The 13,478-nt window shown below is 69.0% G+C and carries 17 protein-coding genes; 9 read left to right on the forward strand and 8 right to left on the reverse strand.

What is annotated here, in order from left to right; translation table 11 throughout:
- The 3 genes from ACK42S_RS09725 to ACK42S_RS09735 all read right to left on the reverse strand — a co-directional run.
- Positions 1-466: ABC transporter permease (locus ACK42S_RS09725; RefSeq protein ID WP_409706353.1), on the reverse strand; the 466-nt coding region annotated here is incomplete at its 3' end.
- 5 nt (positions 467-471) lie between these two features.
- Positions 472-1,275 carry an ABC transporter ATP-binding protein gene (locus tag ACK42S_RS09730; RefSeq protein ID WP_409706306.1) on the reverse strand — a complete coding sequence of 268 codons (804 nt, stop codon included), beginning with the start codon at positions 1,273-1,275 and terminating at the stop codon, positions 472-474.
- On the reverse strand, positions 1,272-2,306 hold the full coding sequence (locus ACK42S_RS09735; protein WP_409706309.1) for an ABC transporter substrate-binding protein: 1,035 nt from the start codon (positions 2,304-2,306) through the stop codon (positions 1,272-1,274). Before ACK42S_RS09735 ends, ACK42S_RS09730 begins: the two co-directional genes overlap by 4 nt.
- A 147-nt stretch (positions 2,307-2,453) precedes the next feature.
- On the opposite strand from ACK42S_RS09735, the gene ACK42S_RS09740 reads away from it, so the two are divergent.
- Both ACK42S_RS09740 and ACK42S_RS09745 read left to right on the forward strand, forming a co-directional pair.
- A complete protein-coding gene (locus ACK42S_RS09740; protein WP_409706313.1) occupies positions 2,454-3,203 on the forward strand; it encodes an SDR family oxidoreductase in 750 nt (249 codons plus the stop codon).
- 89 nt (positions 3,204-3,292) lie between these two features.
- A complete protein-coding gene (locus tag ACK42S_RS09745; RefSeq protein WP_409706316.1) occupies positions 3,293-3,928 on the forward strand; it encodes a MarC family protein in 636 nt (211 codons plus the stop codon).
- Here ACK42S_RS09745 and ACK42S_RS09750 read toward each other — a convergent pair.
- Positions 3,921-4,367, reverse strand: a complete 447-nt coding sequence (locus ACK42S_RS09750; RefSeq protein WP_409706320.1) for an OsmC family protein — start codon at positions 4,365-4,367, stop codon at positions 3,921-3,923. The two genes, ACK42S_RS09745 and ACK42S_RS09750, sit on opposite strands and share 8 nt — an antisense overlap.
- A gap of 7 nt (positions 4,368-4,374) precedes the next feature.
- Complete coding sequence (locus tag ACK42S_RS09755) at positions 4,375-5,235, reverse strand: MBL fold metallo-hydrolase (protein WP_409706323.1); 861 nt, start codon at positions 5,233-5,235, stop codon at positions 4,375-4,377.
- A gap of 96 nt (positions 5,236-5,331) precedes the next feature.
- Here ACK42S_RS09755 and ACK42S_RS09760 point away from each other — a divergent pair, with 96 nt between their 5' ends.
- Genes ACK42S_RS09760 through ACK42S_RS09775 form a run of 4 tightly spaced genes read left to right on the forward strand, consistent with a single transcriptional unit; the run spans position 5,332 to position 8,260 of the window.
- Complete coding sequence (locus ACK42S_RS09760) at positions 5,332-5,643, forward strand: ArsR/SmtB family transcription factor (protein WP_409706326.1); 312 nt, start codon at positions 5,332-5,334, stop codon at positions 5,641-5,643.
- A gap of 10 nt (positions 5,644-5,653) precedes the next feature.
- Positions 5,654-6,085, forward strand: a complete 432-nt coding sequence (locus ACK42S_RS09765) for a YeeE/YedE family protein (RefSeq protein ID WP_409706356.1) — start codon at positions 5,654-5,656, stop codon at positions 6,083-6,085.
- 18 nt (positions 6,086-6,103) lie between these two features.
- Positions 6,104-6,538: a DUF6691 family protein gene (locus ACK42S_RS09770; RefSeq protein ID WP_409706329.1), complete on the forward strand. Its 435-nt coding sequence runs from the start codon at positions 6,104-6,106 to the stop codon at positions 6,536-6,538.
- 12 nt (positions 6,539-6,550) lie between these two features.
- The gene (locus ACK42S_RS09775) at positions 6,551-8,260 is read left to right on the forward strand and encodes a SulP family inorganic anion transporter (protein WP_409706332.1); all 1,710 of its coding nucleotides are present in this window, start codon (positions 6,551-6,553) and stop codon (positions 8,258-8,260) included.
- 3 nt (positions 8,261-8,263) lie between these two features.
- Here ACK42S_RS09775 and ACK42S_RS09780 read toward each other — a convergent pair whose 3' ends face one another.
- Positions 8,264-8,806 carry a VUT family protein gene (locus ACK42S_RS09780; RefSeq protein ID WP_409706335.1) on the reverse strand — a complete coding sequence of 181 codons (543 nt, stop codon included), beginning with the start codon at positions 8,804-8,806 and terminating at the stop codon, positions 8,264-8,266.
- 154 nt (positions 8,807-8,960) lie between these two features.
- Here ACK42S_RS09780 and ACK42S_RS09785 point away from each other — a divergent pair, with 154 nt between their 5' ends.
- From ACK42S_RS09785 to ACK42S_RS09795, 3 genes are all read left to right on the forward strand, one after another.
- Entirely contained in the window at positions 8,961-10,625 is a 1,665-nt protein-coding gene (locus tag ACK42S_RS09785) for a GMC family oxidoreductase (protein ID WP_409706338.1), read from the forward strand.
- A gap of 9 nt (positions 10,626-10,634) precedes the next feature.
- Positions 10,635-11,309, forward strand: a complete 675-nt coding sequence (locus tag ACK42S_RS09790) for a LysE family transporter (protein WP_409706341.1) — start codon at positions 10,635-10,637, stop codon at positions 11,307-11,309.
- 128 nt (positions 11,310-11,437) lie between these two features.
- The gene (locus ACK42S_RS09795; protein WP_409706344.1) at positions 11,438-11,818 is read left to right on the forward strand and encodes a hypothetical protein; all 381 of its coding nucleotides are present in this window, start codon (positions 11,438-11,440) and stop codon (positions 11,816-11,818) included.
- 191 nt (positions 11,819-12,009) lie between these two features.
- On the opposite strand, the gene ACK42S_RS09800 is transcribed toward ACK42S_RS09795, so the two are convergent.
- Positions 12,010-12,636, reverse strand: coding sequence for a LysE family translocator (locus tag ACK42S_RS09800; RefSeq protein WP_409706347.1), 627 nt, complete (start codon positions 12,634-12,636; stop codon positions 12,010-12,012).
- A gap of 12 nt (positions 12,637-12,648) precedes the next feature.
- Positions 12,649-13,041: a VOC family protein gene (locus tag ACK42S_RS09805; protein WP_409706350.1), complete on the reverse strand. Its 393-nt coding sequence runs from the start codon at positions 13,039-13,041 to the stop codon at positions 12,649-12,651.
- Positions 13,042-13,478: the final 437 nt, after the last annotated feature.

Here is a 13,478-nt window from a genome sequence, read left to right on the forward strand (position 1 = left end):
CGTTGAAGAAGACGATGAAGAACACCAGCGTCACGCCCAGCGCCACTTTGGAGCCGATGCCCAGCCCGAACCACACCGCGAAGATGGGCGCGAGGATCACGCGCGGCATCGAGTTGGCGGCCTTGATGTAGGGGTCGAGGATGGCCGCGGCCATGGGGCTGAGCGCGAGCCACAGGCCCATGGTCAGGCCCAGCACCGTGCCGATGCCGAAGGCCAGCAGGGTTTCGACCAGCGTGATCCACAGGTGCTGGTAGATGTCGGCCGTCACAAAAAACCAGTCCCAGATGCGGCCGAAGATCTTCAGCGGCTCGCCGAAGAAGAAGGCGGCCTGCTGGTCGTTGTCGAAGATGAAGTTGGGCAGCAGGCCCGGCTTGGTCATCACATGCCAGAAGCCGAAGACCACGACGAGCACGCCCAGCTGCCACACGCGCAGGGTCCGGGGGCTGGGTTTGATGAGGTTCCACATGGTGTTCAAGCCGCCAGTTGCTGCCGGTAGCCCTTGAGGACCTCCTCGCGCAGCACGTCCCAGATGGCCTGGTGCAGTTCGATGAAGCGCGGGGTCACGCGCACTTCGGCCACGTCGCGCGGACGGTCGAGGTCGATGGTGAATTCGCCGATCGGGTGCGAGCCGGGGCCGGCGCTGAGCACCACCACGCGGTCGCTCATCGCGATGGCTTCGTCCAGGTCGTGAGTGATGAAGAGCACGGCCTTTTTCTTTTCAGCCCACAGTTGCAGTACCTCGTTTTCCATCAGCTGGCGCGTCTGGATGTCCAGGGCCGAGAAGGGCTCGTCCATCAGGATGATGTCGGGGTCGAGCACCAGGGTCTGCGCGAGGCTGGTGCGCTTGCGCATGCCGCCCGAGAGTTGATGCGGGTAGCGGTCGCCGAAGCCGCCCAGCCCGACGCGCTTGAGCCAGTGCTCGGCCTGCTCGCGTGCATCGGGCACGCCGCGGAACTCGAGCCCGGCCATCACGTTCTCGACCGCCGTGCGCCAGGGCATCAGCGAGTCGGCCTGGAACATGTAGCCGGCGCGTGTGTTGATGCCTTCCAGCGGCTGGCCGAACACCTCGACGCGGCCACTGCTGGCCGCCAACATGCCCGCGCCCACGTTCAGCAGCGTGCTCTTTCCGCAGCCCGTGGGGCCCACCACCGAGACGAACTCGCCAGGCGCGATGTTCAGCGTGACATCGCGCACCGCCGTGTAGCGCTGCGTCTTGTCGTCCCGGCTGACGAAGGTGCAGGTGATGTCCTGCAGCGAAAGCGCCGGCGCCGTCATGCCTTCGGGTACTTCGCGTTGGCCTTCTTCACGAAGTCGTTGGTGTAGACGGCCTTGAGGTCGAACTGCACGTTGTTGAGCGACTCGTCGATGCTGCGCAGCGCGCGCAGCGCGGTCTCGGCGCCGGCCTCAGGAATGCTGCCGTCGGGCGAGAGCGCCCCCTTGGCGGCCAGGAAGGCATCGATGTAGACCGCGCGGTCGCCCAGCAGGTAGCTCTCGGGCACGGCCTTGACGATGTCGGAGGGGCCGGCCTGCTGGATCCACTTGTTGGCGCGCACGATGGCATTGGTGAGCGCCTGGGCCGTGTTGGGGTGGCGGTCGAGGAAGGCCTGCGGCGCATAGAGGCACCCTGCGGGCATGGGGCCGCCGAAGACCTGGTCGGCTTCCTTCACGACGCGGGTGTCGGTGACGATTCTCAGGTCGCCCGAGCGCTGCAGCAGCGTGATCACCGGGTCGAGGTTGGAGATGGCGTCGATCTGGCCCGAGCGCATCGCCGCCACCGCGCCGCTGGACGCGCCCACGCCGATGATGGACACGTCGCTGGGCTTGAGGCCGGCCTTGGCCAGCACGAAGTTGACCATCACGTTGGTGGACGAGCCCGGCGCGGTCACGCCGATCTTCTTGCCCTTGAGGTCGGCCACCGACTTGAAATTGGGCATCGTCTTCGGGTTGACGCCCAGCACGATCTGCGGCGCGCGGCCCTGCAGCACGAAGGCGCGCATGCGCTGGCCCTTGGCCTGCATGTTGATGGTGTGCTCGAAGGCGCCCGAGACCACGTCGGCGCTGCCGCCCACCACGGCCTGCAGGGCGCGCGAGCCGCCGGCGAAGTCGGCAATCGTCAGGTCCAGACCCTCGTCCTTGAAGTAGCCCAGGGTTTCGGCCACCGTCAGCGGCAGGTAGTACAGCAGGTTTTTGCCGCCCACGGCGATGGTCATCCTGGGTTTTTCGAGGGCCTGGGCCTGCACCAGCGCGGGAAAGGCCAGGGCGGCCGCCGACGCGGTGGATGCGGCGAGAAAACTGCGGCGCTTCATGGTGTGTCTCCTGTCGTTGGATCGTTCCGTTCAGAAGCAATCTGTCATGGTTCACTGTAATGGCCGCGCCCCGGCAGGGCTGTACGTGCTTGTCCGGAGGCCCTCGTGCGCAGCACGCACAGGCCGGGCGCGGCACAATCGACGGCCATGGCACGCCCCCTCACCCTCATCACCGGCGCCAGCCGCGGCATCGGTGCGGCCACCGCGCTGGCCTGCGCCCGCGAGGGCCATGACGTCGTCATCCACTACGCACGCGACGAGCAGGCCGCGCGGGCCGTGGCCGCCCAGGTGGTGGCCCTGGGCGTGCGGGCCTTGCTGGCCCAGGCCGACGTGGCGGTGGAGGCCGACGTGGTGCGTCTCTTCGAGACCATCGACCGCGAGGCCGGGCGCCTCACCGGCCTCGTGAACAACGCCGGCATCGTGGGCGCGAAGGCCCGCCTGGACGAGGTCGATGCCGAGCGGCTGCAGCGCATGTTCGCCACCAATGTCTACGGCAGCATCTGGTGCACCCAGCAGGCGGTGCGTCGCATGAGCACCCGCCATGGCGGCGCCGGCGGGGCCATCGTCAACGTCTCCTCGGTGGCTGCGCGCCTGGGCAGCCCGGGCGAGTACGTGGACTATGCCGCCAGCAAGGGCGCGATCGACACGCTCACGATCGGCCTGGCCAAGGAGGTGGCCGCCGAAGGCGTGCGCGTGAACGGCGTGCGCCCAGGCATCACCGACACCGGCATCCACGCCAGCGGCGGCCAGCCCGACCGGGCTTGGCGGCTGGCACCGCTGATCCCGATGCAGCGCCCCGGGCGCCCCGAGGAGGTGGCGCAGGCCATCGTCTGGTTGCTGTCGGAGGCGGCCAGCTACACGACCGGTGCGATCATCGACGTGGGCGGCGGACGCTGAGCGTTGGCGCCGGGCCGCTCGACCCACCCGCACCAGGCCGTTGCGCCACGCGTGGCCAAACCCCCGCTCAAACGTCAGAATGCCCCGCCATGGACCTGCTCAAGCCCCTGATCGCCCTGTTGGCCATCGTCAACCCGATCGGCGTGGTGCCTTTCTTCATCCACTTCACCCAGGGCTTCACCGAGGCGCAGCGGCGCCGCACGATCCGGGTGAGTGCCTTCACGGCCTTCCTCGTCGTCTCGATCAGTGCGCTGGCGGGCCTGCGCATCATCGAGTTCTTCGGCATTTCGATCGCCTCGTTCCAGGTGGGCGGCGGCATGCTGCTGCTGATCAGTGCGCTGCAGATGCTGCAAGCGCAACAGGCCGAGACGCGCAAGGAGGACGTGGACGAAGGAGAGACGAAAGCCGACGCAGGTGCCAGCATCGCAGTGGTGCCGCTGACCATCCCGCTGCTGACCGGCCCGGCTACGATATCGACGATGGTGATCTACGCCCAGCAGACGCGCCACTGGTGGCAATTGGCCGTGCTGGTGGGCTATGGGGTGGTGATCGGCGTGGCGGCTTTCCTGGCGTTGTCGGCCGCCGGACGCATCGCACGCCTGCTCGGGCGCACCGGCATCAACGTGATGACCCGGCTGATGGGGCTGATCCTGGCCGCACTGGCCGTGGAGATCATGGCCGAGGGGCTGCTTAAGCTGTTCCCAGCCTTGGCTGGCGCTACTTGAGGCGCAGGCCAGCGCCGTCGTAGACCTGTACCTCGATGGGGATGCCCGCCCCCACGCTCTGGGTCACGGTGCAAAACGCCTCGAATTGCGACAGCGCACGCTCCAGATGATCGATCTGGGCGGCCGGCACGCCCAGATGCACGACGGCGCGCATCTTCAGCACGCGCAGCCGACCCTCGGCGTTGCGGCCCACGTCGGCCGTGACCTGCGCACGCAAAGGCTCGGGCGACTGCTTGTACTTGCGCAAGGCAAACAGCAGGGAGTCGCTCAAGCAGTTGCCCACGGCCGCAGCCAGCAGCTGCACCGGCGAGGGCCCGGCGCCGCCGCCCAGCGGCGCGGGCTCATCGGCCAGGAGTCCCGGCACACCGGCGCCGAACTCGATATGGAAGCGATAGTCCTGTTGCTGTTGCAGCGAGACGGTGATGACGGCATCGCTCATGCGGCCCTCACAGCGCATTGACCGGGATCTTGAGATACGACACGCCATTAGCCTCGGGCGGGGGCAGTTCGCCGGCACGGATGTTCACCTGCACCGACGGCAGGATCAGCGTGGGCATCTCCAACGTGGCGTCTCGCTTGGTGCGCATCTCGACGAAGGCCTCTTCGCTGACGCCATCGTGGATGTGGATGTTGTGCGCGCGCTGCTCGGCCACCGTGGACTCCCAGGCAGGCGCGCGACCCGGCGGGGGATAGTCGTGGCACATGTACAGGCGAGTGTGCGGCGGCAGGCTCAGCAGTTTGCGCACCGAACGGTACAAGGCATGCGCATCACCGCCCGGGAAATCGCAACGGGCCGTGCCCACATCGGGCATGAACAAGGTGTCGCCGACGAACACGGCATCGCCCACCTGGTAGGCCATGCACGCCGGGGTGTGACCAGGCACCGACAAGGCTCGGGCCTGCAGCTCGCCGATCGTGAAGGTCTCTTCGTCTTGCCACAGGTGGTCGAACTGCGCCCCATCGGTGCGGAATTGGGGCTCCAAATGGAACACCCGCTTGAACACATCTTGCACCTTCGTGATGGCCGCACCGATGGCAATGCGTCCCCCAAGCTCGCGCCGGATGTACGGCGCGGCCGACAAATGATCGGCGTGGGCGTGGGTTTCGAGGATCCATTGCACCGTCAGGCCCTGCTCGCGCACGAAAGCTATCAGGCGGTCGGCCGAAACGGTACGGGTGCGTCCGGACTTCGGATCGAAATCCAGCACCGAATCGATCACCGCTGCATGTCCGCCCGGGCGGTCATAGACGACATAGCTCACCGTCCAGGTGGCTGGGTCGAAGAAGGCTTGCACTTGGGGCTGCATCAGAAGGCTCCGCAAAGAAGTGTCGATGCGATCAATATATTGACTGATAGTTTGTTTGTCAATATACTATTGTCAACGAAACTGATAGGAGGTCCTGTGCATCCCGATCTCGCTTTGGACCCGCAGCGCGTGCGCGCCGCGGCCGATGCCGCCTGTCGCTTGATGAAGGTCTTGTCCAACCCCGACCGGCTCTTGCTGTTGTGCGAGCTGTCACAAGGCGAGCGCCGCGTCGGGGAATTGGAGGCCTTGTGCGGCATCACCCAGCCCACGCTGTCGCAGCAGCTGGGCGTCTTGCGCGACGAGGGCCTGGTGGCCACGCGCCGCGAGGGCAAGCACATCCATTACCGCATCGAAAGCCCCCAGGCCCTGGCCGTGATGCGGGTGTTGTACGAACAGTTTTGCCAGTGAGGTTTGAATGATCACGATCGATTGGACGCATTTCACCCCGTGGATGTCTTTGGCCGGCGGCCTGTTGCTGGGTGTGGCGGCGGCTTTGTTCATCCTGCTCAATGGGCGGGTGCTGGGCGTCAGCGGCATCGTGGCGGGCTTGCTGCGACCGCGCCGCGGCGACACGAGCTGGCGATGGGCTTTCGTGCTGGGCCTGTTGGCTGCGCCCGCCGTCTACGCCGGGCTGGCCCCGCTGCCCGAGGCGCGCATCGACGCCAGTTGGGGCGTGCTGGTGATCGCCGGATTGCTGGTCGGTGTGGGCACCCGCTACGGCGCGGGCTGCACCAGCGGGCACGGCGTGTGCGGGCTGTCGCGCCTGTCGCCGCGCTCGCTGGTGGCCACGCTGGCCTTCATGGGCACCGGCTTTCTCACCGTGTATGTCGTTCGTCACCTGTTCGCCTGAGGCTGGAGGGACTCTCTCATGCAACGCTTGACTGAATTCGCCGTGGGCCTGCTGTTCGGGCTGGGCCTCATCCTGTCGGGCATGACCGATCCGGGCAAAGTGCTGGGCTTTTTGGATCTGTTCGGGGCCTGGGACCCCTCGCTCGCCTTCGTGATGGGCGGGGCCATCCTGGTGGGTGTGGGCGCCTTTGCCGTGGCCAAGCGCCGCACCACCAGCTTCCTGGGCGGCGCCATGCACCTGCCCCAGCGACGCGACATCGACCGCCGCCTCGTCGTGGGCAGCCTCACCTTCGGTGTGGGCTGGGGTCTGGCAGGCTTCTGCCCGGGCCCGGCGCTGGTGTCTCTGGGGGCGCTGCAGCCCAAGGCGGTGGTGTTCGTGGTGGCGATGCTGGCCGGCATGGCCCTCTACGAGTTCGCGCAGGCCGCCCGTGAGAAGCGGGCCGCGGCCGCCTGACACAGGCGGTCCATGCGCGCCCTGCCCGCCTGGCTGCGTGAGTACCGCCGCGAATGGCTGGCGGGCGATCTCACGGCCGGCCTCATCGTCACGGTGATGCTGATCCCGCAGAGCCTGGCCTATGCCTTGCTCGCAGGCCTGCCTGCGCAGGTGGGCCTCTACGCCAGCCTGCTGCCTCTGGTGGCCTATGCGCTGGTGGGCTCGAGCATGACCTTGGCCGTCGGCCCGGTGGCGGTGGCCTCGCTGATGACCGCCAGCGCCCTGCAGCCGCTGGCGGTCCCCGGCTCGCCCGAGTACGTGGCGCTGGCCATGCAGCTGGCCCTGCTGTCCGGGGTGATGCTGCTGGCCTTCGGCGCGCTGCGCCTGGGCTTCCTCGCGCACTTCCTCAGCCACCCGGTCATCAGCGGCTTCATCACCGGCTCGGCCGTGGTGATCGCCGTGGGGCAGCTGCCGCACCTGCTGGGCGTGAAGGTCCAGGCCCACGGGGTGTGGGAGACGCTCGCCGCGCTGGCGCAGGCCTTGCCGCAGACCCAGCCGGTCACCCTGGCCCTGGGTGGGGGCAGCGTGCTGTTCCTGTGGCTCGCGCGGCGCTTCCTGGCGCAGGGCCTGGCCCGGCTGGGCCTGCCTGCCGGTGCGGCAGAGCTGCTGGCCAAGCTGGCGCCGATGGCGGCCGTGCTCGTGACCACGGCCCTGGTGGCCGCGCTGGGCCTGGCCGAGACCGCCGGGGTGCGCATCGTGGGGGCCGTGCCCCAGGGCCTGCCTTCGCTGGCGGTGCCCCTGCCCCGCCTGGAAACCCTCGGGCCGCTGCTGCTGCCCGCGCTGCTGATCTCGCTGGTGGGTTTTGTCGAAAGCGTGTCCGTGGCGCAGTCGCTGGCGCTCAAGCGGCAAGAGCGCATCCGGCCCGACCGCGAGCTGCTCGGCCTGGGCGCAGCCAACCTGGCCAGCGCCATCTCTGGGGGCTATCCGGTCACCGGCGGTTTCGCGCGCTCGGTGGTGAACTTCGCGGCCGGCGCCCGCACGCCGCTGGCCGGCGTGATCTCCGCAGCCCTGATGGCCCTTGTGGTGGCAGCCTTCACCGGCCTCTTCCACCACCTGCCCCAGGCCGTGCTGGCGGCCACCATCATCGTCGCCGTGACGTCGCTGATCGACACCCACACGCTGAAGGAGGCTTGGCGCTATGACCGCGGCGACGCGCTGTCGCTCATCGCCACCGCCGCCGGGGTGATCGCCCTGGGCGTGGAAGCCGGCATTGCCATCGGCGTGGCCTGTTCGCTGGGGGTGCTGGTGTGGCGCAGCAGCCACCCGCACATCGCGGTGGTGGGCCGCGTGCCGGGCACCGAGCACTTCCGCAACGTCGAGCGCCACCGGGTCGAGACGGTGCCGGGCCTGCTGGCCCTGCGCGTGGACGAAAGCCTGTACTTCGCCAATGCCGCCGTGATCGAGGATCACATCGAAGCCCATCTGGCCGCCGATCCCGGCATCCGCCAGGTGCTGTTGGTATGCCCGGCCGTGAACCTGATCGACACCACTGCGCTGGGCGTGCTCACCGAACTGCAACGCAGCCTGGCGCGCCGCGGCATCGCGCTGTCGCTCTCGGAGGTCAAGGGCCCGGTGATGGACCGGCTGCGCGGCACGCCGCTGGGCCAGGCGCTCGAAGGGCGGATCCACCTGAGCACCCACGAGGCCTTCGAGCAGGCCCGGCGCATGCTGGGCGCCGTCTGAGCTTCAGCGTGCCACCGGCACCCAGGCCTGCAGGTGCGGCAGCATCGCGCGGTAGGGGGCGAGCAGCACCAGGGCCATCAGCCACTTCACGGCCAGATCGCCTGCGCCCAGCATGAGCCAGTCGAATTCGCTGCCGGCAAAGGCGATGTAGAAGAAGATCGCCGTGTCGATCACCGAGGCCAGCAGCGAGCCGATCAGCGGCGCCTTCCACCAGCTCGCCTGGCGCAGGCGGTTGAAGACGGCGATGTCCAGCGCCTGGGCCGCCAGGAAGGCCGTGCCCGAGGCCAGCGCGATGCGCCAAGGCGCCAGCGCCAGCGACACGACGACGGCGATCACGAAGCCCACGGCCGCCACCTTGCGCGCGGCCGCCGGGCCCACGGCGCGGTTGGTGAGGTCGGTGACGAGGAAGATCAGTGGATAGGTGAAGGCCCCCCAGGTGAGCCAGTCGTTGATGACGAACTGGACCAGCAGGTTGGAGAGCACGATCACCGCCGCCATCGCGAGGATGGGGCGCCAGAGAGGGCGGAGGTCTTGGACGAGGGACATAACAGGCGTGATTGTCGCGCGGCGCAAGTGGTCCTGGCGCGATTCACCCATTGTTCATTCAGATGAACAATGAGGTCAGCCATCCGCACCGCCCAGGGCCGCCGCCGCGGCGTGTCGCGCTCTAGACTAGGGCTGCTGCAACAGGAGGTGGAGCATGAGGCCAACGACGAACGGTCTGCAGTTCGACTACGTCATCGTCGGCGCCGGCACGGCGGGCTGCCTGCTGGCCAACCGGCTCAGCGCCGATGCGTCCAAGCGCGTGCTGCTCCTGGAAGCCGGCGGGCGCGACAACTACCACTGGATCCACATCCCGGTGGGCTACCTCTACTGCATCGGCAACCCGCGCACCGACTGGCTCTATCAGACCGAGCCCGATGCCGGTCTGAACGGCCGCCGGCTGCGCTACCCGCGCGGCAAGGTGCTGGGCGGCTGCTCCAGCATCAACGGCATGATCTACATGCGCGGTCAGTCGCGCGACTACGACCTGTGGGCCCGTCTCACCCGTGACGACGCCTGGCGCTGGGAGGTCTGCCTGCCCTTCTTCAAGCTGCACGAGGACCACTGGCGCCTGGACCAGCCCGACCCTGGCAACCCCGGGTTCCGGCAACTGCACGGCCACGGCGGCGAATGGCGCGTGGAAAGGCAGCGCCTGCGCTGGGAGGTGCTCGACGCTTTCGCGCAGGCCGCGCAGCAGGCCGGCATCCCGGCCACCGACGACTTCAACCGTGGCACCAACGAGGGTGTGGGCTACTTCGAGGTGAACCAGCGCCGCGGCTGGCGCTGGAACACCACCAAGGCCTTCCTGCGCCCGGCGCTGAGCCGCCCCAACCTGACAGTGTGGACGCACGCCCAGGCCAGCCGCCTGCTGCTGGAGCGCAGGCCCGACGGCCGCTGGCACGCCCGGGGCGTCGAGGTGCACACCCGTCATGGCGTGCAGCAGGTGCAGGCCGCTCGCGAGGTGCTGCTCACCGCCGGCGCCATCGGCACGCCGCAACTGCTGCAGCTCTCGGGCATCGGGCCCGGCGCCTGGCTGCGCGACCATGGCATCGAGCTGCGCCACGAGCTCCCCGGCGTGGGCGAGAACCTGCAGGACCACCTGCAGATCCGCGCGGTGTTCTCGGTGCAGGGCGTGACCACGCTGAACACCCTGGCGAACTCGCTGTGGGGCAGGCTGCGCATCGGCCTGGAATACGCCTTCAAGCGCAGCGGGCCGATGAGCATGGCGCCCTCGCAACTGGGCGCGTTCACGCGCTCGTCACCGGCGCACGACTGGCCCAATGTGGAATACCACGTGCAGCCGCTCTCGCTCGAGGCCTTCGGCGAGCCGCTGCATCGCTTCGATGCCTTCACCGCCAGCGTGTGCAACCTCAACCCCACCAGCCGCGGGCACGTGCGCATCCGCTCGCCGCGCTTCGAGGACGCCCCGCGCATCGCACCGAACTATCTTTCCACGCCCGAAGACCGCCAGGTGGCCGCCGACTCGCTGCGCCTGACGCGGCGCATCGTGGCCCAGCCGGCGCTGGCGAAGTACCGGCCGCAGGAAGTCAAGCCCGGCGTGCAGTTCCAAAGCGATGAAGAACTGGCCCGCCTGGCCGGCGACATCGCCACCACCATCTTCCACCCGGTGGGCACCTGCCGCATGGGCACGGCCGACGACCCCGGCGCCGTGGTCGATGCCCGCTTGCGCGTGCGCGGCGTGGCCGGCCTGCGCGTGGTGGACGCGAGCGTGATGCCCACCATCACCAGCGGCAACACCAATGCGCCCACGTTGATGATCGCCGAGCGTGCCGCGCAGTGGATCGCCGAGGCCCACCGCTAACATTCCCCCATGTTCACGCTGTTTGCCGCTGCCTTCGTGCTGGGCCTGGTCTTCAACGCCGCGCCCGGCGCCGTCTTTGCCGAAACCGTGCGCCAGGGCCTGCGCGGCGGCTTCCGTCCGGCCTTTGCGGTGCAGGTGGGCTCGCTGGTGGGCGACGGGGTGTGGGCCGTGCTGGGCCTGGCCGGCGTGGGCGTGCTGCTGCAGGTGCAGGCGCTGCGCTGGCCCATCGGCCTGGCCGGCGTGGCCTATCTGGCCTGGCTGTCATGGGACGCCTGGCGCTCGGCCAGCCACGAGCTCCACCTCGATGTGGCCGGCGCGCCGCGTGCCAGCACCTCGCGGGCGCTGCGCTCGGGCGTGACGCTGTCGCTCACCAACCCCCACAACATCGCCTTCTGGGCGGCCCTGGGCAGCGCGCTGGGCGCCGTGGGCGTGCAGCAGCCCACGGCGGCCGACTACGGCCTCTTCCTCGCCGGCTTCATGGCCTCGTCGGTGCTGTGGTGCTTCGTCTGCGCCGCCATCGTCGACCGGCTGTTCCGTCGGGCCGGGGCCCGCTGGGCGCGCATCACCTACCGGCTGTGCGCGCTGGCCTTCCTGGCGCTGGCCCTGGCCTCGCTGCGCGATCTGCTGGCATCGCCCGCTCAACCGCCGGCCGCCTCGCCCGCCGCACTGGAGCGTCGGCTGTAGCCCCCTGGGAAACCGCGCTCGCCCGCCCCCCAGGCCGGCCCGCCAGGGTGTGACATATTGCACACTTGATCACTCTGGTGCACGATGGGGCCCGGAACCAGGCCCACCGCCCCAGGAGACAAGGCGACATGCTCGGCCGGATCATCGTCAATATCGCACTGGCGCTCGCCCTCGGCGGAGCCGGGGGCTATCTGCTGGCCCAGGATGCCCTGTTCCTGCCGGCCAAGGTGCACCCCACGGCCGGCACGCTCTTTGCCGGCTGGTCGCTGTGGTCCTTGGCGGTGACGCTGTTTGCGCTGGCCGGCTTTGCCGCGCTTGCCGCCCGCGATTGGTGGGCCGTGCGCCGCCGGCACGCGCCGCTGCCCACGCGCCTGAGCCGCCTGATGCGCTATGCCCTGACCCTGCTGCTGGCCGCATCGAGCCTGGCCCTGGCCTTCGCGACGGCCGAGGACTTCCAAGCCCCGCCCGACACGGTACAGCCCCTGCCGGTGCGCGGGGTCGTGACCTGACGGCCCCGCGTGCCGATCATCGCGCCGCTGCGCTCGCCCCCGAACGGGTCGGCCACTGACATCGTCTCCTGGGCCCCTTCGGCCATAGCGCGCGCCATCACCACCACGTCGGGCACGCAGATCGGCGCCGTCCAGCCCAAGCCGTCGGGGGGCCAAGCGGTCGGCTGCCGGAGGGGGTCGCTGACACCTGCCTACCTCGACACGATCAACCGCAGCCCCAGCCCCACGAAAACGACGCCGGCGATGCGGTCGAGCCACAGGCCGATGCGCGGGGTTTTCTGCAGCCGCTGGCCGATGGAGCCCGAAAACAGCCCCAGCAGCGAAAACAGGATCGCGGCCTGCACTGTGAAGACGAGGCCGAGCTGCGCCATCTGCCAGCCGATCTGGCCGTTCGCGGGCACGACGAACTGCGGCAGGAAGGACAGGAAGAACAGCACCACCTTGGGGTTGATCGCATTGGCGAACACGCCCTTGAAGAAGAGCCGCGCCAGCGATTGGTCACCGAGGCCGCCACGCACCACCTGCACCCCGCCGCGGCTGCGCAGCGCCTGGAGGCCCAGCCAGATCAGGTAGAGCCCGCCGCCGATTCGCAGCGCCAGGAAGGCCATCGGCGAGGCCGCGATCACCGCGCTCACGCCGATGACGGCCAGCGCCGTGTGGCTCAGGCAGCCCAGTGCACAGCCCAGGCCAAACGCCACCCCGTGGCGCCGCCCTTTCGACAAGCCCATGCCCAGCACCATGAGGTTGTCCGGGCCCGGCGAGGCGGTGATGAGGACGGCGGCCAGGAGGAAGCCGAAGAACTGTTCGGGGGTGAGCATGGTCGGGCAGGCTTACTTCACCCTGTACAGCGCGCAGAGCTTGTTGCCGTCCGGGTCCCGGACGTAGGCCAGATGCATCGCGCCCAACGTGTCTTCGCGCAGCCCCGGCGGATCTTCGATCGACGTTCCGCCGTGCGCCACAGCCGTGTCGTGGAACTGGCGCACCTGCTCGGGCGACGCGCACTTGAAGCCGATGGTCCCGCCATTCGCAGCGGTGGCCGGCTCGCCGTTGATCGGCTCGCTCACGCAAAAAGTGGCGCCGTTGTGCCTGTAGAACAAGCGCGTCTGTCCGGTGCGGTTCCGGTGCCGGAAGGGCTCTGCTGCGCCCAGCACACCCAACACGGCGTCATAGAACCTCTTCGAACGTTCGATGTCGTTGGATCCGACCATCACGTGGCTGAACATGGGCTGTCTCCTGAATCGTCCTGGGGTGGAAGGTGGCCGGCCGCGCGAGTGGCCGACACTTCAAGATTGTCGCCCGACTGCCGCCGCGAGATCAGGAAGTCGATCCGCACACCCCCCCGAAGGGGCGCCTGCGGATGCGCGCGCGGGTGCGGCGCTTGGTACGGTTGCGCGGCCGTTTTGGGCCTCGTCCTCGCCCCAGGGCCGGCGCTCGAGCCGATGATGGCGTTCTTGGTCGAACTCGGCGCTGCGATGAGGCTGGCGTTCGAGCAGGTGGCGGAACTTGCAGATCGTGGTGGCGTCGGGGGACGATCATCAGCTCGAACACCCGGGCCACGGGAGCCGATCGCCCATGGCCCTTTCCCGGCGAGGTTCAGCGCGCAGCGGCCACTCGCGCCGCACGGGCGCGCGCCATCACCTCGGCCCGCAACGGGTCATCT

Source organism: Caldimonas sp. (genome assembly GCF_046289365.1).
Classification (GTDB): Bacteria; Pseudomonadota; Gammaproteobacteria; order Burkholderiales; family Burkholderiaceae_C; genus Caldimonas.